At 65.1% G+C, this 20472-nt stretch carries 15 protein-coding genes; 14 read left to right on the top strand and 1 reads right to left on the bottom strand.

Annotated elements, in window-relative coordinates:
- The first annotated feature begins 302 nt into the window (after positions 1-302).
- Genes ABFD92_11445 through ABFD92_11430 form a run of 4 tightly spaced genes read left to right on the top strand, consistent with a single transcriptional unit; the run spans position 303 to position 4410 of the window.
- A complete protein-coding gene (locus ABFD92_11445; GenBank protein MEN6505148.1) occupies positions 303-1442 on the top strand; it encodes a hypothetical protein in 1140 nt (379 codons plus the stop codon).
- A 27-nt stretch (positions 1443-1469) separates the two neighbouring features.
- Positions 1470-1616, top strand: a complete 147-nt coding sequence (locus ABFD92_11440) for a hypothetical protein (GenBank protein MEN6505147.1) — start codon at positions 1470-1472, stop codon at positions 1614-1616.
- A 12-nt stretch (positions 1617-1628) separates the two neighbouring features.
- Positions 1629-2738, top strand: a complete 1110-nt coding sequence (locus ABFD92_11435; protein MEN6505146.1) for a uroporphyrinogen decarboxylase family protein — start codon at positions 1629-1631, stop codon at positions 2736-2738.
- A gap of 22 nt (positions 2739-2760) precedes the next feature.
- Positions 2761-4410, top strand: a complete 1650-nt coding sequence (locus ABFD92_11430; GenBank protein MEN6505145.1) for a hypothetical protein — start codon at positions 2761-2763, stop codon at positions 4408-4410.
- A 3-nt stretch (positions 4411-4413) separates the two neighbouring features.
- Here the strand turns inward: ABFD92_11430 and ABFD92_11425 are convergent, their stop codons facing one another.
- Positions 4414-5370, bottom strand: a complete 957-nt coding sequence (locus tag ABFD92_11425; GenBank protein ID MEN6505144.1) for an alpha-L-fucosidase — start codon at positions 5368-5370, stop codon at positions 4414-4416.
- 161 nt (positions 5371-5531) lie between these two features.
- Between ABFD92_11425 and ABFD92_11420 the strand changes: the two genes are divergently transcribed.
- The 10 genes from ABFD92_11420 to ABFD92_11375 all read left to right on the top strand — a co-directional run bounded on the left by ABFD92_11420 (position 5532) and on the right by ABFD92_11375 (position 20440).
- The gene (locus tag ABFD92_11420; GenBank protein ID MEN6505143.1) at positions 5532-6263 is read left to right on the top strand and encodes an ATP-binding protein; all 732 of its coding nucleotides are present in this window, start codon (positions 5532-5534) and stop codon (positions 6261-6263) included.
- The gene (locus ABFD92_11415) at positions 6260-6976 is read left to right on the top strand and encodes a response regulator (GenBank protein MEN6505142.1); all 717 of its coding nucleotides are present in this window, start codon (positions 6260-6262) and stop codon (positions 6974-6976) included. The genes ABFD92_11420 and ABFD92_11415 overlap by 4 nt, the downstream gene beginning before the upstream one ends.
- Entirely contained in the window at positions 6973-7557 is a 585-nt protein-coding gene (locus ABFD92_11410) for a hypothetical protein (protein ID MEN6505141.1), read from the top strand. The genes ABFD92_11415 and ABFD92_11410 overlap by 4 nt, the downstream gene beginning before the upstream one ends.
- A 100-nt stretch (positions 7558-7657) precedes the next feature.
- Positions 7658-12841, top strand: coding sequence for a tetratricopeptide repeat protein (locus ABFD92_11405; protein ID MEN6505140.1), 5184 nt, complete (start codon positions 7658-7660; stop codon positions 12839-12841).
- Between the two features lie 135 nt (positions 12842-12976).
- Positions 12977-14353, top strand: coding sequence for a prepilin-type N-terminal cleavage/methylation domain-containing protein (locus tag ABFD92_11400; GenBank protein MEN6505139.1), 1377 nt, complete (start codon positions 12977-12979; stop codon positions 14351-14353).
- Positions 14354-14386: 33 nt separating this feature from the next.
- Positions 14387-15019: a HEAT repeat domain-containing protein gene (locus ABFD92_11395; GenBank protein ID MEN6505138.1), complete on the top strand. Its 633-nt coding sequence runs from the start codon at positions 14387-14389 to the stop codon at positions 15017-15019.
- A gap of 200 nt (positions 15020-15219) precedes the next feature.
- The gene (locus tag ABFD92_11390; protein MEN6505137.1) at positions 15220-16527 is read left to right on the top strand and encodes a hypothetical protein; all 1308 of its coding nucleotides are present in this window, start codon (positions 15220-15222) and stop codon (positions 16525-16527) included.
- 336 nt (positions 16528-16863) lie between these two features.
- Entirely contained in the window at positions 16864-17154 is a 291-nt protein-coding gene (locus tag ABFD92_11385) for a HEAT repeat domain-containing protein (protein ID MEN6505136.1), read from the top strand.
- A gap of 174 nt (positions 17155-17328) precedes the next feature.
- Positions 17329-18264 carry a hypothetical protein gene (locus ABFD92_11380; GenBank protein MEN6505135.1) on the top strand — a complete coding sequence of 312 codons (936 nt, stop codon included), beginning with the start codon at positions 17329-17331 and terminating at the stop codon, positions 18262-18264.
- A 13-nt stretch (positions 18265-18277) separates the two neighbouring features.
- Positions 18278-20440: a right-handed parallel beta-helix repeat-containing protein gene (locus ABFD92_11375; GenBank protein MEN6505134.1), complete on the top strand. Its 2163-nt coding sequence runs from the start codon at positions 18278-18280 to the stop codon at positions 20438-20440.
- Positions 20441-20472: the final 32 nt, after the last annotated feature.

Below are 20472 nucleotides of genomic sequence, written 5' to 3'. Positions count from 1 at the left end.
TGACAGAATTCCGACTTCAGACTAGAATCACGTGTGTAAGGTGAGTCGAGACCCGACGGCAAGGAAGGGTCTTGAGCGACCCAGACGGTGCGAGGTGCCGCCGGCCGGTCGTTTCGGAGGGCAGTTCTGGCGCCTGAAATTGTGCATTTTTTGCCGGGTTTTCGTGTCAGACCAGGGCGTGGACAGTGTCGCGTTACGGCGGCAGCCTCGGATAACGGGTCCGGGCGAAAGAGCACCGCCGGCGTTCGACCGCGGAGAGGGCTATGACCGGTTCGCAAGATATGCCTGCTGGAGGGTTACCCATGAGCGAAGACGTATTGATTCGTCAGCGCCAGGCGCAGTGTCCGCACTGCGGAACAATCCTGAACGTGCCGCCGGAATACAGCGGCCAGAACGCGCGCTGCGGAAACTGCCGCCAGCGATTTCAGCTTCCAGTCATCGAAGCGCCCGAGGACATCATCGTCGACTGGCTCAGCGACGAGGACGAGGAAGACGACGCCTCGGCGCCGGCGCCGCCGGTGCACAGGCCCATCGACCTCGACCAGCCTTCCCCTGCCGCCACGCACGCGATCTCCAACGGACCGCTGCGGCTGGTGCAGTTCGAACGCACCAGCGCGCTGTTCGAGTTTCCCGCCGACCGCCTGCTGGACGAGTCGTTCCGCTGCACGATGCCCCGCCGGTGCCTGCAGTGCAGCACCGGCCATCACCTCGACGCGCACGTGATCATCTTCGCGCCGCAACTGACGACGAGTATTTCACTCGAAGCCGAGCGCAGCGCCGGCGAAATGGTGCTCCGCAGCCACGACGTGAAAGATGTCTCGACCAAAGACGTGCTGGCCCGCCTGCCACGCGTGCCGAACGTGCCTCGCCCGGCCGACAACGCCATGCCCTACTGGCTGTGCGACATGTGCGGCAGCAGCGGGATCATCTCCGCCCAGATCCAGGTCAACAGCGACACCGCCCAGGGCTGGTGCCGCCTGCAGATCGGCAACCTGCGCCGGGCGGAGGAGTTCATGGTCGCCGCCGGCGGGGGCGGCAGCCCCGAACACGCCAAGCTGCACGAGTTCATCGAGCACACCAGCGAGTCGCGCTGGGCGCTGGTGCCCCTGACGGTCCAGAACCGCATCCAGCAATGGTTCGAGTGCCAGGACGGCGAGGAGTTCATCGGTTACGTGCCCGACCGCGACCTGCAGCGCACCGAAGACGGCATGAGCGGGATCCTCATCTCCAACCGGCGGCTGGTGTACCACACCCCTTACCGCCACCGCGAGGCGATGCAGTCTTACCGCCTGGAGTTCCAGCTCTCGATCATCAACAACCGGACGAACCTGGAGATCAAGTCGCCGGAGTGGCAACTCAAACATTTCACGACCGACCGCCAGGGCCTGACGCGCTTCAGACGCTCCCTGACGCTGGGCAAGTTCAAGGTCATCTGGAAATAGAACCGCGCCCGCCGAGGGGCCACATCGATGACGCCGCTGCCGCCGCGGCCGCGCCGGCGGTGGATGCTCAGCACAAAACTGCGTCGCGTGCCGCGGCTGCAGTCGCTATACTCGCAGCGCGATTCGCCCGCCCTGCCGGCGCGGCGGAAAGCCCCGGCGCCGTGCCGGCTTTGATACAGGAAGAGTATGAGCGAACAGAATAAACCCTCCGATCGTTATCTGGCCTTGATGGGACTGGCGCCGCGGCGGATTCCGCACTGGGAACACTGGTCGTGCCCGGACGCCGAGTCGTACATGACGGGGATCGACTACTACGACCACCCGCGACTCTGCCGCCAGAAGCTCGCCGAGCTGTATCCGCAACTGGGGCTGTGGATTCCCGACAAGGACGACCCACGCCCGCGCCCCGAGATGGATCTGACCGGAAAGAGCTCCGACCCCGATCGCCACACCGTGCGCTGGGGCGACGGCGAGAGCGCCTCGTGGGTCCACGGCGAATCGATGTTCAAGTCGGCTGAGGACGTCTTCAAGTTCAGCCCGCTCGAGGTGGGCGACTTCTCCAAATGGCCCATCGTCGACGGCCATGACTTCCGCGACGAGCAGCGGCTGTACCAGGAGTACCGCCGCGGCTACCCGGCCGAGTGGGGCGACAAAGCCCCCGAGGGCTCCGACGCCGGATGCGGGTTCTACAACACGATGTTCATGTGGCCGCTGCTGACGTTCGGATGGGAGCTGTTTCTGGAGTGCTGCCTGGACGACCGCTTCGAGCGGATCATGAACGAGTTTGCCGAGATCAACCGCCGGCTGTTCCGCGTCTTCGCGCGTCTGCCGGTGAAGTTCGTCACCTGCCACGACGACATCGTCACCTCGCGCGGACCGGTCTGCTCGCCCAAGTGGATGCACAAGTACGTCTTCCCGCGCTACGAAGAGTTCTGGGGCATCGTTCGCGCGGCGGGTAAGGAAGTGATCTTCATGGCCGACGGCAACATGGACGCCTACGCCGACGACGTGATCGCCTGCGGCGCCCGCGGGATCATCTCCGAGCCCTACACCGACTACAAGGCCATCGCCCGCCGCCACGCCGGCAAGAACCTGTTCCTGGCCGGCGAGGGCGACAACCGCGTCCTGACCCGCAACAACCCCGACGAGATCGACGCGATGGTCGACTCGATGATCGAAACCGCGCGGATGACCGGGGGTTATATGATGTGTATCGGTAACCACATTCCCTGGAATGTCACGCCGGCCGGAATCAAACGTTACTTCGATCGCTCAGCCGAACTCGCTCACCGCTGAACTGTTTGCAGGAGAACATGCTATGAAAAAATGGACGATCGTGGCCATTCTGGTCTTGTGCGCGCCGCTATGGGCCGCCCCGGCCGCCGAGGAAGCTCCACCGGTCGATGACTCGAAGGTTGTGGTTCCCCAAGACGTGCTCGACGAGGTAAAGGCCTCGTTCAACGAGAAAGCCCCCGCCGCGGTCGAGGGCGTCGTCTTCCTCGATGCCAATGCCAACGGCAAACGGGATGCGGGCGAGAAGGGCCTGGCCGGCGTGGGCGTCAATGACGGCATGCACTTCGCCGTCACCGGCGAGGATGGGGCCTACACCCTGACGCTCGTGCCCGACCCGGCGATTCCCTGGAACCCGGCGCGGTGCGTCAGCATGACCTGGCCGAGCAACTATTGGCCGACGGGCAAGTGGTTTTATCGCCTCAGCGAGGTGCCCACCGGCAAGGGCGTGGACTTCGGTTTGCGGGAGGACAAGCAGACGCTGCCCTTCGCGTTCATGCACACCACCGACGGGCACGGCACCGGCGGGGAATATCCCGGCGTCGCCCGGGACATCGCCCTGATGGGTCCGATGCTCAGAATGCACTTCGAGACCGGCGACGTTCTCTACGCCAACTACTCCCAGCCGCCGGAGTCGATCATGAGTTTCCGACGCCTGGCCGCCAACATCAAGCGGGCGAACTTTCCCGTGCCCACTTTTGCCGTCCCCGGAAACCACGACAATACCGGCTGTACCGTTTCGCCGGACAAGCACCATCCGGACCACCCGCTGTTTTGTCACGGCGTGTGGACGAAGTACGTCGGTCCGCACCGCTGGTCGTTCAACTATGGCGGCTGCCATTTCGTCGGCGTTGACTGGCGCAACCCCAAGGCCCAAGGGCTCTGGGGTGACGAGGCGCCTCAGGCGGCGGCGGACTTCATGAAGGCCGACTTCGCCCGCCTCAAGGACGGCGCGCGGATCTTCCAGTTCGTACACTTCCCCACCGGCGTCGGGGAGTATCACCAGGTTGTCAAGCGCGTGACGCAGGCCTACGGCGGGCACAACCACCGCTTCGCCGAGTACAACTACGGTTGCCCCTCGGTCACCGCCAAGAACTGTGTCGGCAACGGGTCCAGCAACGTGACGGTGGTCACCGAAAATGATTTTGCCGTCGTCAACCGCTGCCCCGGCTGCAAAGCCGATCGCAACTATCACAGCAAGCTCTGTTCCTACAGCCAGCTTCGGTTGGTGGTGTTGCCCAAGCTGACGCCGCTGCGGACCAAGGCCACGGTGCTGGCCGACAAGCCGCTGGGCAAGGAAACCGTTTCCACCGGCGGCGCGCCAGTGGAGATCGACGCCGACATCCAGGTCGGCTCGGCCAAGCGAACCGGCATCAAGATCGGGCAAAGTGAGATCGTCTTTGAGGGCGACACGCTGACCGTCGACGGCGTAGCGATTCCGTTCAAGCCCTGGCCCGAGCAGAAGAACACGCTCAGCCTGCACGTGGCGGCCTCGAAAGACTTCGTCATCGTCTACGCCAACAATTTGATCCGCCTGCACAAGCGGGCGAAGATCGGCCCCTTCAGCGAGGTGACGTTCTTCGCCGAAGGCGGTCAGGCGCAACTGAAGCAAGCGACCGTCTGGCCGTTGAAGCCTTCGGCCGAGGCGACCTTGCCAAACCTGGGATATCCCAAATAGGCCTTATCGCTGGATCTTGGCGGCCGCTTCACCAATGGCCTTGAGACCGGGCAGGTACGCCGGGTCGATGAGGCCGCTGGCCAGCGGTTTGACGTCCCAGGTCACCACGCCGCCCTTGGACAGCGCTCCTGCCGTCATGCCCGCGGCGCGCTCGGGGCTGAAGCGCATGCCGGCCTTCTTGTGAACGCCGGCCCAGTTGTTGCCCAGGTACGTCAGGATGTGCCACTGGGCGCCGTCGACGAAGCGGCCGGAGCACCGGGCCGGGCCCGGGGCGTGGGTATTTCCGGCGGTGTAATCGTCCTGGGGGCTGTTGCGCCTCGGGCTGGGGGCCTTGGGCGGGCTGAAACCCACGACGGTGTCGGGATTGCCGCTGCGGGCGGCGTCGGCGATGAGCTTCTGCAGGTCCTGGTCGCCGACGTTATTGTCCAGCCACCACCCGCGCACCTTCTTGCCGTACTTCTTCGACCACTCGCCGATCACCTCGGCGGTAACGTTGGCCACCTTGGGTTTGTCGATGCCCATGCCCGTAGCGTAATAGAGCATCAGACCGATGCCCTGCTTGTCCAGCGCCTCGGCCAGGTCGCCAATCAGGTCCCGCTTGGGCGTACAGCCGGGGTTGGCCTTCTCGAACGCCGCGTTGGGCGCCAGCGTGAACTTGCCGCCGTGCTTGCTGGTGATCATCAGATAGCCGGCGCCGAGTTCCTTGAGCTGCTTGGCCAGACCGTCCACGTCGAAACCATCCAGGCGCTTGTTCCATTCCTCGATCGTGCCGGCGCCCTGCCAGGGGTCGGTGTAGTGGAACATGACGCCCCACTTGGCCTTGTACAGCCAGTCAGTCTTGTGGGCCTTGGCCTCGCCGTCGGCCTTGGCCGCGGGGGCGAAGGGGTACACCAGCGCCGCGGCGGCTACCAGCATCGCCACAGCCAACAGAATACGTTTTGCCAGCAACATTGTGATCATAGAGAACCTTTCCGGTAAAAGACCTGCTATAAAAACCCGCCCTTGGGGGCGAAGTTCCGACATGCCGCGTCTACGACTGGTTGCATTTTGCTTGCCCTGCCGTGGTCGCATAGGTATTGTTCCTATCCAGGGTATTGTTGTCCATCTTTGGGTTGTGCATTATGGCGTGCAAAGATGGGCGACCCAGCCGGTCCGGCGGGCGCATCGACGGTTTCTGCGAGCCTCCATTCAATGGGCGCATCGAGTGCGCGCTGGCGGAGTTCTCCCGCGAAGCCGGCCACATCCTCCTGGGGCGCATCGCCGGCGTCGAGGCGGCGATGGGAATCCTGCAGCGCCAAGCCGCCTCCTCCTGCAAGGACGCGCTGGGGCAGTTGTCGCGGTCGATCGAGATGCTCAAAGGCGCCGCGACCAGCGCCATGTGGTACGGTCGGGCGTGGCAGAAACCGCAATTCGTGCGATTTGATCTGGCCGATCTGACGGCGCGGTTGCGGCGCCAGTACGCGCGGCGGCGGTTCTTGTGGCAGTTGCCGCGGCGGTTGGTGATCTGGGGCGACCCGCACCTGATCGAGCGGGCGGTGGTGGAGCTGTTCGAGAACGCGCGTCGGTTCGTGCCGCGGCGCGGCGGTCGCATCGGCGTGCGCATGTCGCGGCGGGGCGCCGGCTCGCATGTGGTCATCGAAGTCTGCGACAATGGTCCGGGCGTTCCGGCGGCGATGAAGCGGAAAGTCTTCCGCCCGTACCACTCGCAGGATTGCGGGCACTTCGGGCTGGGGCTGAGCATCGTGCGGCGCGTGGCGGCAGTCCATGGAGGCACCGCACAGGAAGTGGGGCGCCCCGGATGCGGGGCGCGGTTCCGGATCGTCCTGCCCCAGCGCAACGGGAGGACGCAATGAAGGTCCGCCCCCGCCGCCTGTCGCCGCCCCGCGTGCTGATCGCCGACGATGACCCGGCGCTGCGGCGGAGCCTGGCCACGTTGTTCCGCCTGGCGGGGTTCGCACCGGCCGGAGCGTCCAACGTCGACCAGGCCGTCCGCCGCCTGCTGCAGCGGCGCTACGACGTAGTCGTGCTCGACATGCGCATGCCCCTGGACGCCGGGCGGTCCGGGCGCGACCAGCCCGACGCCGCGCTGCAGGTGCTGCGGACGCTGGCAGAAATCCGTTCGATCCGCCGCCACGGCCTGGTCGACCCGGACACGCCGATCTTCGTCTTCACCGCTTACCCCAGCGTGCATGACGCCATCGAGGTCTCCCGCGCGGGGGCCTACTACCTGCCCAAGACCCTTCCCGGGGGCAACACCGCTGACCAGCTCGTCGCCCAGTGCGCCCGACTTGTCGAAGAAAAACGCCGCCGCGAGCTGGATCCCAACCAGACCTGGCTGGCTCGACACTATGCCCAACTGGCCAGGCGCTTCGCGGGCAAGAGCGTGGCCGTCGTCGAGGCGGCACAGGCGCGGCGGCAGAAGCTCACCGGCGGCGTGCGCCTAGGCGAGCGGGTGGTCTTCGCCGCGGCGGATAACGCCCAGTTGACCCGCCGCATTCTCCGCAGCGCCGCCTTTCGCCGGGCGATGCCGGTCATTCTCGACGTGCTGGAGGCGGCTGCCAAATGAAGGGCAAGACCGTCAAACTCGCTCCGCGCCGCCGCGGTCGGCGCCGCCGATGGGCGCACGAATACCTGGCGCCGGTAGCGCCCTCGCCGCCGCTGCCGCCGGCGGGCGAACTGGCGGGCCTGCTGGCGCGCGACCCGCACCGCTATGGGATGATCTGGGCGGCCGCCAGCCGCAACGCCATGCCGGTGGTCCTGCTGGACATGCAGAATATCCAGACCTCCGTCACGCGCAAGGTGCTGGTGCTGGTCGACACCGGCGCCGACGTGAGCACGCTGACGGCGTCGTCTGCCGACGACCTGGGGATCGAGCGGGCGATGCATCCCGGCGACGTGGCGGCGGTCGTTCGCGACGCCGGCGGGGCGCCGATGATCGGTCTGCGGCGGTGGGTGCAGGTGTATCTCGACGACCGTCCGTTCATGGTGCCGGTGATCGTGCCTCCGCGGAACGTCGCCGACGAGGCGCCGGCGGCGCGTCCACTGGCGGCGATGCCGCAGTACAACATTCTCGGGCGGGCGCGGGTCCTGGAGGGTTATGCCCTGACCTTCAGCGCCCGCCGCCTCAGCGCCGCGCCGACATGGTGACGCGCGCCCTTGACCGGCGCAAGGCGGCGATTATGATTTGCACCTGCCGCCGCGCGCGGCGAGACGATCGGGCTGTCTGTTCATAATCAAGGCGCATCGTATGCCGGGGCCGGACGTAGATCTGCCGCAGGTTCTGCGACTGTACGACCAGGTGCGGTACCTGGACGCTTATGAGTTGACGCGTTCATGGTGGTCGCGGTCTGACGTGACGGACCGTATGACGGTCGAGCAGCTTGTACACGCGGCCAAGCTGGGGGGGCGCCTGGGCGGTCAGCGCCTGCGGCGGTGGTTGTTGCGGTTGGCCCGCTCGCACGACGCGACACATCCGCTGGTGCGGTATTACGTCGGTTCGGACACCAGGGGCGGGCACAATTTCTTCGCCGATCTGCAGCAGTTCGAGGACCATCCGCGCCTTGAAGGCGCCGATGCGGATCTCGAAGCCAGTTGGCTGGCGAACATGGCGGTCTCGTGGAGCCTGCTGCGAGACTTCGACCGCGCGCACGAATTGCTGGCGGCCTCGGAGCGGACAGCCCCCATCGACGCCTGGGTGCTCTGCTGCCGCGCCTGGGTGCTGTTCCACCAGGACCGCTGGCACGAGGCGCTGGATTTCGCCGACCGGTCCTGGCAGAGCCGTCCGGCCATGCCCGCCACCGCCCAGGTGCTGGGTTTGATCCTGACACGTCTGGGGCGGCTGGAGGAACTGGTGCATGAGCGGCTGCTCGAAGCCGCCCGGGGCGGGCAATCGTACGAAACCGCCCAGGTGACGGTGGCGTACCTGGCAGACCTGGCCGAGCGCGAGAGCGGTTCGGCGCGTGAGAGCCTGGCGGCCGACGCCTGGGCGATACTGGAAGACATCGAAACGCGCCTGACCCCGCTGGCTGATCGCCAGACCAAGGCCCAACTGGCTTACATGCGAGCCGACGTGGCGATGACCACGGGCGACCGCGGGCGTCTGAGTCGGTATTCCCAGCAGGCCCGCCACCCGTTCTATCGCCTCGCGCACGAGAATCTGCAGAAGAATCCCGACGGGCGGTTGATCCTGCTGCCCTATCGCCCGCTGCTGCAGAAACACAACACGTGCCTTCCCACCAGCATTGCCGCGGCGGCAGGGGTCTTCGCACGCCAGGTAGACCAGGACGCCCTGGCCGAGGCGCTGACCTACGGTGGAACGGCCATCTGGCGGGCGGTGGACTGGCTTAAAGCCAACGGCTGGGCCACGCGGGCGTTCGCCGTGACGCCCGAGCGGGCCTCGGCGCTGATCCGGGCGGGCATCCCGTTTCTGCTCTCGACGCGGCGGATGGGATCGGCCCACGCTACGGCGGTGGTGGGGCTGGACGAAGCCGCCGGCGTGCTGATCATCCACGACCCGTCCTCGAGCGGATGGTCGCGCGTGCTGCTGGAGCACGTGCATAGTGAAGAGGCGCCCTTTGGTCCGCAGGGGGTGGCGATGGTCCCGCAGGACCAGGCGGCGCGGCTGGAGGTGATCGACCCCGACCAATGCCGCGCCATGGAGGGAATGATCGAGTTCACCAAACTCCTGGAGACGCGCGGGGCGCGGTCGGCCGCCGGGCTCGTCGAGTCGCTATTGGCCCAGAGAGACGACGAGCCGCTGGTCCAGCGCCTCCACGCGATGTACCTCGACCGCATCGGCGAGCGCTTTGCCGCCATCGAGATCCAGCAGCGTCTGCTTGAACGCTATCCGCACAGCGCGGCGGTGCAGGAGGAGTTTCTGGGCAGCCTGGAGGGCACCCGCGACACGGCGCGGGTGCTGGCGACGTTGGGACAGATCGTCGACCGCGGACGCGTCGCCGCCGTCGGCGACCGCCAGTTCTGGCGCTATGTCCCGGCGGCCATCATCACCCGCTATGCCGACTATCTCGGCGTCACCAGCGAAGGGTTCGCCCGCGCCCGGCGGCTGCTGCTCAAGGCGGTTCGCTACGAACCGGCAGCGGCGGGGGCGTATCACGTGCTGGGCGACATCTGCATCTGGCAGAACCAGGCCGACCAAAGCCTGCTGCCCTTCCGCCTGGCGGCGTGCCTGGAATACGAGCACGACCATTACGCCCGCAGCTACGCCGACGCCCTGCGCCTGGCGGGTCGCGAAAGCGAGGCCCTGGAGTGGCTGCACCGCCGCTGCCAGCGCCTCGGGGGGCTGGTCCGGGGCGGATGGGCCTGGCGCACGTGGGTGATGGCGCTGGAGGACTATGGTCGGGCCGACGAGGCGATCGCGGCCATGCTCGCAGCGCAGCAGCACAGCGACGCCGGCGGCGAGGTTCATTCCTTCGCCGCCGAGTTCTGGGTGCGCATGGGCGACTGGGACCGGGCGTGGGCGGCTTTGGAATGTGCCTCCCGCGCGGGACACCGCGGGCTGTACCTTTCGGCGGCGGTGTATCTGCACGAGGCCAGCGGCCAATGGGAGCAGGCCCTGGAACTGAGCGGGCAGTGGATGACCGAGGAGAGCGAGAACGCCCAGGCGCGCACGGCGTACCTGCGCCAGTACGCCGTGGCACACGGGCGCAAGGCGTGCGTGGAGTTGGCGGCCCAATGGCTCGGGCAGCGACAGAACCACGAGATGTTCGAGCAGATCTATCTCGAACAGCTCCGGGCGGATTTTCAGGACGAGGCGTACACCCAGGTGCTGCGCCGGCGCGTCCAGCGCAACCCCCTGGACGCCTGGGCCTGGCGCGAACTGGGCTACAGCCTGCTCAACGAGGCCTCCCAGCGCAAAGGCGCTGCCGCGGCGGCGCTGTTCGACGAGGTTGACGCCATCGTGCGGCGGGTGCAGGGGCTGGCCGCTCACGACGCGACGACCATGATTCTCACCGCCCAGGCCGCGCAGGCGCGGGGGCTGCATGCCCCGGCCGCCGAGATGCTGCTCCAGGCCGTCACGACCGACCCGGGCAACGGGTACTGCTACGACCGAATCTGGATGTGCGTCGACCACCTGGCGCCCGACGTCGTCGAGCGCATCCGAGCGCGGTTGTGCCAGCAGATTCTGCGGACCATCGGTCCGCTGCACCATGCGCGCATTCTGGCGTTCCGCCTGGCCGAACAATTCGGTTGCCAGCAGGCCCAGCAGTGCGTGGAGGAATGGCTCAGCCGCGACGCCTCCGATCCGGAAGTCATCGAGGCGCAAGTGGACCTGTGGTTGACCTACGGTCGCGGGCGCAGCGATGCGGCGCGGGCCGTCGAGGTGCTCGAAGAAGCCATCCGCCGCTTCCCCAACCACTTCGACCTGCGCTTCTCGCTGGCCGACGCCTATCGCAGCCTGCTGCAGGAAGACAAGGAGATCGCCGTCCTGCGCGAGATCATCCGCCGCCAGCCGGTGAACCTGGCGGCCCGGGCGAACCTGGCCAGCGTCCTGGAGCGCCGCGGGCAGCGGGACGAGGCCTTCGACATCCTCCGCCAGAGCGTGCGACTCCGCCCCGACGCCCAGGATGCCTGGGGCTACCTGGCGGACATGCAGTGGAACGCCCAGCAGTACGACCAGGCCCTGCAGACGTGCATCGACGGCTTGGCCAAAACGCCCCTGAGCGTTGAGCTGCGCCGCCGCGCGATCGACTTCGCCCTCGAACTCCAGCACCACCACCAGGCCCTCGACCTGGCACGCCAGGCCACCGCCCTGATGGAAAACGGCGCGTACTTCTGGTACCTTCTGGGCGACGCGCTGCTGCGCTGCGAGGTCAACAACGACCTGGTCGAGGCCGAAAACGCCCTGAACAAGGCCCTCGAATACAACGCCGCGCTGTTCGATGCCGCCGACCGCCTTGCGACGCTGCTGGCACAGACGCGCCGCTGCGACCAAGCCCGCCAACTCATCGCCGAGCAGCGCCAACTCGATGGACCGCCCGCGGCCATCGCCGCGCGACTGGCATGGATCACCTGGGTGCAGGAGAAACCCCAGCAGGCCATCGACGAAATGGCCCAGGTTGTCGCCCAGTGGCCCACCCACAAGTGGGCCTGGGAACAGTTGATGGACTGGATGGAGAACCAGCAGAGCTGGACACGCGCCCGCGAAATTCTCCACAGCGTCCACCCCGTCATCATGGAAGACCCGCGCCTGGCCGCGCGGCGCCTGTTGCTGCTGGAGGCCGCAGGTGTGACGTCGGACGAACTCGACTCGCAGTGGGACCAGCTTCTGCAGGATTTCCCGCGCCACGAGGCGGTTCACATCTGGCGTTTCGACCAGCTCCTGAAGCGCGGGTCGTTGGACCGCGCCCAGGGCGTCATCACCGCCATTGAGCGGTTCTATCCGCAATCCACGTACCTCCTGGCCCGCAAGGTGCAGTGCTTTGCCGAGGCGGGGCAGTGGGACCTGGCCCTGGATACCGCCTGCCGGGTCTGGCAGGCCCCGGGCGAGGACGAGGTCTGGCCAGAGCAGACCGCCTGGGAGGCCTTCGAGAAACATCGGCGCGCGCCGATGGCCGCCCAGGCGCTGTTCGACAGGGTCCTCTCCAACCGACGTGTGCGGCGGGCGGCGATGGTCAAGCTCACCGCGGCTGTGGCCTTGGTGAAGGTGCCTACCCCGCTGGCGCTGCGGCTGAGGCAGGCGCTGGGTCTGGCTCCGTCGGCGTCGGCACGAAAGCTGTTGATGCTGCTGGAAGGCCTCGACCGCGGCGGCTGGGACAACGGCGCCTGCAAGGCCCAGGTACTCGAAGTCCTGCACGACACGCATTCGCGCCCTGCCGCAATGAAGTACTGGCGAGACCACAAAGACTCCTGCCGCCACCAGACGCCGGTATGGCAGAAGATCGGGTACATGCTCTCATGCAGCAAACCTCCCGCGGCCGCCGAGATCCGCCGGTGGATGTGCGACTGGCGCGAGCATGACGGCATTGAGATGTGGGCCATCGCCAACTATTCCAGTTCGCTCCGCAAGGCCAAAGGCGTCAAAGAAGACCTTGAAGAGCTCTACGCCACCAGTCGCGACGTGCTGCAGCATCTGCGCGGCGACCAGACGATGCGGTTTCAGGCCATCGTGCTCTGCGAAACCACCCTGCGCCTGGGGCGCATCGACGAGTTCCTGGCCGCCGTGCGCACACACCGCGCGTTGCTGGAGGACTACTCGGCCGAGCACTGGACGCCGCCCTTGGCGACGCACCTATCCAAGATGCTGCTGTTGTTCGCCGACCTGATCGAAGGCAAAGCCGCCGACGCCAGATCGCGCAAAGCTCTGACTGCCAAAGCCAAGGCGCAAGCCAAACTTATCGGCAAGTCCTGGCCGATGGTCTGCTGGAAACGTGCGTTGGCCGGCGCTTTGGGACGACAGACGCCTCTTGATTAATCATTGGATTACCTATTTCCGATAGGGAAGATATCCAATATAATAAAACGTGCAAAGGGAATGCCCGGTGTGAAATAAAGGAGAGCATTCACCATGCTTAGCACACAAACACGGACCTCTTGTGGAATTCGGGGGATGACGCTGACGGAACTGCTGGTTGTGGTCGCCATCCTGGCGATCCTGGTCACTCTTCTGGTACCCGCGACAGGCAACCTCCTGGTCAAAACGCGGGCGCTGATGTGTCAGAACAATCTCAAAAGAATTGGGCAAAGCGTTTCGCTGCAGTCTCGCGACATGGACAAATCCGCCCGGCCCGCCTTTGCCGAGGCCGGCGACTGGTACAAGGCGGTCCTGAAAGACAGCGATGACGCCAAGAGCATCCTGCAATGCGCCGAAGGCGCAACGGTGCTGACGGAAACCACCTCCGGCGGCCATGAAGGGCCCGCGCTGGCCGAGGAGAAGCTCCAGGCGTTCAAGGCCGACTATCGCCTGCGGATGTCGTGCAATTTCAACGGCAAAGATGCGATTACGGCCTTCGGGTGCTCGTCAAATTACCTGTATCTCCCGCTGGACGGGACGAGCTACTTCGCCCGCAAGATATCGCACACGGAATACATGGTGATGCGGGACCACAAAGACGCCAGCGGGAACAACGACTACCTCCATCCCAGCGTGGCGCAGTTCGCCCCGGCCGGTAACACGCCCACTTTTCAGGGCACGCCCCAGAGGCTCCTGCACGATCTTCCCAACAACTGGGCCTGGAGCCCGGAGTACTGCTACAACTTCCTCTATTCGCCCGGCGCCGATTCTTACACGTACTGGATCTATGCCGGCACCGGCGCCGTGCCTCCGGATTCGAACGAGGCGATGGTCCGCGCGACGTTCTCGGGATACCGCCTCAAGCAGAACATGGACACCTATTGGGGCATCTACGCGTTCTGGGGCGGATCGGCGACGTATAAGAGCTTCAGCGACGATCCCGCACAAGACGTAGCCTTCTGGGTGACCCACGAACAGGATGGCACGACCGTCATGCGCATCCGCCGCATGTGGAGCACCTCCGACCGCAACCATGGGATCCCCAATATCGTACGCCATTCCAACACCACCACCCCTGGCGTCGACGACGTGCTGGTGGTCGAAAAATTCGGGCACCCCAACAACGACGCCTGGGCGCCAAACGCGGCGGTGATCGAGTCGCTTCCGACGGTGACGATCGGCTCTGCCACCGGCGGAACCACCCCCCCGGGATCCACCACGTCCTTCAAGGTCAGCTACGGCATCAATCCCTCCATCACCGACCAGGCGGGGCTGGGCCAGCAGAAGATCCTGGCCATCGACTATGACCACCTGGTGGTGCGGCCGACCGACGAGGATTGGACCGCCCCCGAGCCGGCCTTTGCCCGCCACAGCGGCAAAGTCAACGTCCTCTATCGCGACGGATCGGTCGCGACGAAGTGGCCGACGGAGATTGACCCCAACCTGTACGAAGCGCAGTATTGGCGTCCCTGACCAGGGGCGCGGTTTTGCATGAAGGATGCGGCAGTGCTGAAACGACCGTGGTTCTGGATCGTGAGTGCGCTGGTGATTGCGGCAGTAGCCGCGGCTTTCTCCATGTCACGCGAGAGCGACGACATCGAGCAGATGCGCCGCGCGCAGGACATCAGCGGACTGGCACGCGTTATCGCCGCCGGCAACGAAACCGATGCCTGCCGGGCCATCAAGGCCCTGAGCGCGATGGGCAAACACGAAGCCGTCGCCCCCATCGTCTCCGCTACCGCCGACCCGCGCCAGGTCATCCGCCAGCACGCAGTCCTGGCGGTGGCCCGGGCCGCCCCTCGCAAGTATGGTACCCTGCTGACCGACAAGCTTCTCAATGACGAATCAGCCGATGTCCGCGCCGTCGCGGCGCGGGCGATCGGCGAGAGCTGGGACTTCAAACGCATGCCCGAGCTGATCACGGCCATGGAAAAAGACTCCAATGAAGAGGTCTTCCGCCAGGCCCAGCGCTCGGCCGCCCGCATCTGCGGGATGGAACCCGGATACGAATCCGCCACCGACCTCGCCACCCGCCGTGCCAGGGCCGTCAAATTCTACGACCGGTGCTGGAAAGTCTACGGAGACATCCTCAAACGCTACCACGGCGACTACCTCGGCCGGGATGACAAGAAGCAATAGAATAGGGGCCCCGTTGGATCTATTTCATATAATAGATCGTCAAGACAGGCCGGCGTGAGACGGACAGGAGAGCATTCGCCATGGTGAAAATGAACTCCGCTGAGTTGCGCTATCGAGGAATGACTCTCACCGAGTTGCTTGTCGTTGTCGCGGTTCTTGCCATTCTGGTGACTTTGCTGTTTCCCACCATGAGCGGAGTCTTGTCTCGCACCCGCATGACGGTCTGCCGCAGCAATCTCATGCGCATCGGCCAGTGCCCCTCGCTGCAATTGCGTGACATGGACAGGAGCGTGGCCGCAACGCTGGCCGATCCCAAGGACTGGTACAAGGTCGTTCTCAAAGACGCCGACAACGCCAAGAGCATCCTGCTGTGCCCCGAGAGCGCCGCTAACGTCGTGGTCACCTCCGGCGGTACGCCGCCGTCGGGCGGCACGTCGCTGGCCGAAGAGGCGATGCGAACCTTCTTGCGGGACTATCGACAACGGATCACCAACGGCATTCCGGGCTGGGCGCCGTGGCTGACCGACCCGGTTGTGCTGTGGAAGACGGCGTTTCGGGACGTCTACATCCCCCTTGACGGTACAAGCTACTTTGCCCGAAAGATCAATGATCCAGAGCGGGAGTCGTTGCTGACGGTTCCTGCCGGCGAATACAACGGCGCCATCATCAAGGACCGTTATGGAAATCCGCTGACCATGCTGCTGGATACTTTCGGCGCTTCGGGCTATGGCGCTAACGCCCCGCAATGGTGCTTCAAGTTCAACTATGATCCTGGCAGCAATCCCTACTGCAACTGGATCTATGCCGAATCGGGCGTCATCCCTCCGGACTCGGACCCCGCCGGAGTGTGGCAAAGCTTCAAGAATACCGGCGGCTACTATGACACCGGCGTCGACCAGAGCACCGGCCAGACGTGGTGGTGGGGCGGACGCGCCGGTTACAAGTACTTCGGCCCCCAGGGCGAGTCGCCGTGTCAGAACGTGGGCTTGTGGATCACGCACAAGGATGACGGCACCACGTCCATCGGCGTGCGCATCTTCACGGAGATGATGTATGGCCAGCCCAATCTCGTCAAGAAGGGCGATCTGACGCCTGACGACGTGGTCGTCATCCCCAACGGTTACGGCGACCCATCCAACCCCGCGTTTGCCACCGCCAACTGGAACTCCCCGGATCGCGAAGGATATCCCAAGGTGTCGATCGGCACCCCCGGCAGCACGGGCGGCGAAGGAACGCCCGGCGACACCAACAGCCTGACCATCAGCTACGGCATCAATCCCCACCTTGTGGACGTGGCCGGGCTGGGCGCTGACAAGATTATGGCGATTGACTACGAGCATCTGATCGTCCAGAACAACGATGAAGACTGGGCCGACACGAATCCCAGCTTCGCCCGCCACAACGGCAACGTCAACGTGCTGATGCGCAGCGGAACCGTCAAGATGATGAATCCTACCGAGATCGATCCCACGATCCCGGGCACCGAAGCCCGGTATTGGCTGCCTTAAGATGCTGGAATTGAACTGGAGCATGCACGGAGCGTTTGGCAGACCCTGGATCTGGATCGCACTGGTCCTTTTGGTCGCCGGCGGGGTCTGGATCTCTCGAACTGGCCTGGGCGGCGGTCACGATGAAATCGCCCGCATGGCCGATCGCAATGACGTAGAGGGTCTGGCGAAGGTCGCCGAATCGGCCGACACGCTCGATTCTTGCCGCGCCGTCAAAGCGCTGGCCAATGTCCGGACGCCCTTGGCCCTGCAGGTGCTTCGTGAGCGAGCCAGCGACAACCGCCCTGCCGTACGCGGTTCGTCCATAATGGCAAGGAAATGGGGCCGGCCGCGGTCATGCTGGCAAAAGACTCCAGCCCCGAGGCCCGCGCCGACGCCGCCAAGGCCATCGGCGAGGCCTGGGATTGCGATCACGTTCCGGACCTGATCACCGCGCTGAAAGACCCCGAGCCGGTCGTCGTGCGACAGGTACACAAGTCGCTGGCCCGCATTTGCGGGATCGAGCCCGGCCAGACCAGTTCCGACCCGGCCATTCAGCGCGAGCGGCTCATCAAATACTACAAAGCCTTCTGGAGACTTTCCGGGCCCGTCATCACGCGTTATCACTACGAGCACAGAGGCAAATAGAGAACAAATCCGAAACGACAAATACGAAATTCGAAACAAGGAGCGAACCACAAAGGAGGAACTGACTGCGGTACAGGTACCCATGCCTTGACGGTTCTTTCTTCTTGATTTGTTCCTTGTTTCTTTGTCTGTTTGTTTCGGATCTCGATTTTGTCGTCTCGGATTTTGTCTATTATGAAAATTACCACCGACTGGCACGTACACTCCCGACATTCCTGCGAATGCCACCAGATGGGCTCCCCCATCGCCGATATCCTCGCCGCCGCGGCCGCGCAGGGCGTCGCCGATATGGGCATCTCCGACCATCTGCACAGCCGCTATAACCTGCCGGACCTGGCGGCCAGCCGCCTGGAGTTCCTGTCGGCCAATCCCTCGCCGCGCGTGCATTTTGGCGTCGAGGTCACCTGCATGCGACGCTGGGAACTCGACCAGATCGACGCGGGCAACTACGCCGAGCCGCCGATCTACGGCCGCGGGCAGGACGGACCGGTCAGCGAACCGGCCATCGCCCTGACCGAGGCCGACGCGGCGATCCTGGGCATCGAGTACGTCATCGGCGGCGTACACTGGGCGCGGGGCATCGAGCCCACGCCGCGGGCGATCATCGACTTCTTCCACCGCCAGCTCATGTACCTGGCGCAGCACCCGCTGGTGCGGATCATCGCCCACCCGTGGTGGTGGCATAATCACTTCTACTATCCCGACGGCTCGTTCGTCCCGGGCCCGTGGATGGACGACTTCTCCGTCATTCCAGAGGATTACCACGACGAGTTCGCCGCCACCTGCCTGGATAACGGCAAGGCCGTCGAGGTCAGCCCCTGGGCCCTGTCGCCCTCGCACGGCGAAACATTCCGCAACCAGTACCTCGACTACCTGGTTGAACTGGGCAGCCGCGGGATCACGCTCTCGGCAGGGACCGACCATCATGGCAATCCCTACAACACGAATTTCTCTGCGATCGAGATGGTGCTGGACCGCCTGCGCCTGTCTGATCGCGATCTGTTCCGCCTGCGGCCTCGGGATCACGCCCTGGGCGTACCCGCCGAGCGATTGCTTGCCGCCCTGGACCTTCGCAGCGACGACCTGTGGACCCACCACCCCGCAAACTAGCACCGAGGACCCCATGACCACCGAGCTTTTCGTTTCACCCCAAGGCAACGACTCCAATCCCGGAACCAAAAGCAAACCACTGGCCACGCTGGCGGCCGCCCGCGACGCCGTGCGAAAGCTCAAGAAGCCCGCTAAAGGCGACATCACCGTCTGGATCGCCGGCGGAACGTATCCGATTCGCCAGACGGTCGTCTTTGGTCTGGAAGACTCCGCCGCCGGCGGGCGCGTGGTCTACTCAGCCGTTCCGGGGCAGGAGCCGGTGCTCTCTGCCGGCGTGCGCATCGCAGGATGGCGCAAGGTCGAGGGCGACTTGCCCGGCCTTCCCGCCAAGGCCCGCGGCAAGGTGTACCAGGCCGACCTGCCGCAGGGGCTGGGGACGTTCCACACGCTGTTCTGCGGCCTGACCCGCCTGCCGCGTGCCCGCTGCGAAGGCTTCACGCCGCCGGTGGAGTCGACGGGATGGACCGGCGAGACGGCCGACGCCCGCACGCAGATGCCCTTCCCGCCCGGGGCGATGAAGAACTGGGCGAACATTGCCGACGTCGAGTTCTCGATCGTCCCGGCGGCCCCGTGGACGATGAACGTGCTGCCCGTCGAGTCGATCGACACCCAGAAGAACATCGTGCGCACCGCGTTCATGAGCACCTATGCGCTGACCAAACCCCGCTTCGGAAAGTTCCAGAGCGGGAGCGTCTTCGTCGAGAATGTTTTTGAAGGCATGAACAAACCCCGGACGTGGGTCGTCGACTCCAAGGCGAGGAAGGTCTATCTCTGGGCGGAATCGGGGAAACTAACGCCAAACGACAAGTCCAAAGCCGAGCCTCGCGTAGACCTTGAGAACATCTTTGCTCCGTGTCTGACGGAGTTGGTTCGCGTCGAAGGCAAGATCGATGTCGACGCGCCGCAGGACACGCCCGTGCGCGGGATCGTCCTGCGCGGGCTCACCTTCGCCCACGGTGAGCGGTTCACCTGGACGAAGGACCACGTCGGTTGGGGTCTGCAGCATGACTGGGAAATGTACGACGCCCCCTCGGCGATGCTGCGGTTTCGCGGGGTGGAGAAATGCGCCGTCGAGGCCTGCCGCTTTACCGCCTCCGGCGGAACCGCCGTGCGCCTCGACCTGCACTGCATGGACAACCGGGTGACCGACTGCGTCATTGAGCACGTCGGCGGCGCGGGGGTGCTGCTGGCGGGCTACGGCCTGGGAACCAAGGACGTCAACAAGCGCAACGCCGTCGTGAACAATCACATTCACCACGTGGGCGAGACGTACTGGCACAGCAGCGGCATCTTCGCCTGGCAGAGCGGCGAGAACGTCATCGCCAACAACCTCATCCACAACATGCCTTACACCGGAATCGTCGCCAGCGGGCGAATCTGCCCCGACCCCAACGGCGTCGCCGAGTGCTCGCGCAGCGTGCGAACTAAGGAAGTCGCCGCTCTTCTGGGCGACAAGCCGCACACCTGGCACAACCGCGAGCCGCTCATGCACTCGCGCCGAAACCAGATCGAACGCAACGAGATCCGCGACGTGATGGAAGTACTCGAGGACGGCAACTGCATCTACATCTCCGGCGCCGGCGGCGGAAACGTGGTGCGAAACAACTTCCTCCACCACTGCGAAAGCATCCACATGGCCGAGGGCATCCGCTGCGACGACGACCAGCACGCCACGCTCATCGAAGGCAACATCCTCTGGCGCATCGGAGGGCTGGCCAGCTTCATCGCCATCAAGGGCGTCAACGACGTCGTCAACAACATCATGGCCGTGCCCGTGCAGCCGCCAATGCGCGGCATGCTCTCGCTGGAGTGCGCCCCGATCAACTGGTCGCTGGTCGAACGGAACATCTACTACGCCGTGTCTCGCAAAGACAAGGCCATCGGCCAGGGCATGACCTACTACCGCATGAACGTGTGGCTGCGCGATACGCGGGCAGACTATAACCTCTACTTCAACGCCGCCGACGCCAAGTGGGGCCAGCGCCTGCTGGACGAGGAACGCCAGTACGGCATCGAGAGCCACTCCGTCGCGGCCGACCCCGAGTTCGTCGATCTGGAGAAGGGCGACTTCCGCCTGAAGAAGACCTCCCCCGCCCTGAAGATGGGCTTCGTGCCCATCGACCAGAAGGGCATCGGCCTGCAGCGCAAAGTGGGCCCGCAGTCGCTGAAGAAGTAGACGGGAGCCGGGAACAAGGGAACCGGCAGCCT

The organism is Planctomycetaceae bacterium, assembly GCA_039680605.1.
Classification (GTDB): Bacteria; Planctomycetota; Phycisphaerae; order SM23-33; family SM23-33; genus JAJFUU01.
Note: the sequence above shows the minus strand (reverse complement) of the source record. Positions and strands in the feature narration are given on the sequence as shown.

Excerpts from the sequence above, each read along its gene's own strand:
- ABFD92_11405 (MEN6505140.1), top strand. The coding sequence starts at position 7,658 with ATGCCGGGGCCGGACGTAGATCTGCCGCAGGTTCTGCGACTGTACGAC.
- ABFD92_11380 (MEN6505135.1), top strand. The coding sequence starts at position 17,329 with ATGAAAATTACCACCGACTGGCACGTACACTCCCGACATTCCTGCGAA.
- ABFD92_11415 (MEN6505142.1), top strand. The coding sequence starts at position 6,260 with ATGAAGGTCCGCCCCCGCCGCCTGTCGCCGCCCCGCGTGCTGATCGCC.
- ABFD92_11430 (MEN6505145.1), top strand. The coding sequence starts at position 2,761 with ATGAAAAAATGGACGATCGTGGCCATTCTGGTCTTGTGCGCGCCGCTA.
- ABFD92_11425 (MEN6505144.1), bottom strand. The coding sequence starts at position 5,370 with ATGATCACAATGTTGCTGGCAAAACGTATTCTGTTGGCTGTGGCGATG.
- ABFD92_11400 (MEN6505139.1), top strand. The coding sequence starts at position 12,977 with ATGACGCTGACGGAACTGCTGGTTGTGGTCGCCATCCTGGCGATCCTG.
- ABFD92_11375 (MEN6505134.1), top strand. The coding sequence starts at position 18,278 with ATGACCACCGAGCTTTTCGTTTCACCCCAAGGCAACGACTCCAATCCC.
- ABFD92_11440 (MEN6505147.1), top strand. The coding sequence starts at position 1,470 with ATGACGCCGCTGCCGCCGCGGCCGCGCCGGCGGTGGATGCTCAGCACA.
- ABFD92_11385 (MEN6505136.1), top strand. The coding sequence starts at position 16,864 with ATGCTGGCAAAAGACTCCAGCCCCGAGGCCCGCGCCGACGCCGCCAAG.
- ABFD92_11420 (MEN6505143.1), top strand. The coding sequence starts at position 5,532 with ATGGCGTGCAAAGATGGGCGACCCAGCCGGTCCGGCGGGCGCATCGAC.
- ABFD92_11445 (MEN6505148.1), top strand. The coding sequence starts at position 303 with ATGAGCGAAGACGTATTGATTCGTCAGCGCCAGGCGCAGTGTCCGCAC.
- ABFD92_11435 (MEN6505146.1), top strand. The coding sequence starts at position 1,629 with ATGAGCGAACAGAATAAACCCTCCGATCGTTATCTGGCCTTGATGGGA.
- ABFD92_11410 (MEN6505141.1), top strand. The coding sequence starts at position 6,973 with ATGAAGGGCAAGACCGTCAAACTCGCTCCGCGCCGCCGCGGTCGGCGC.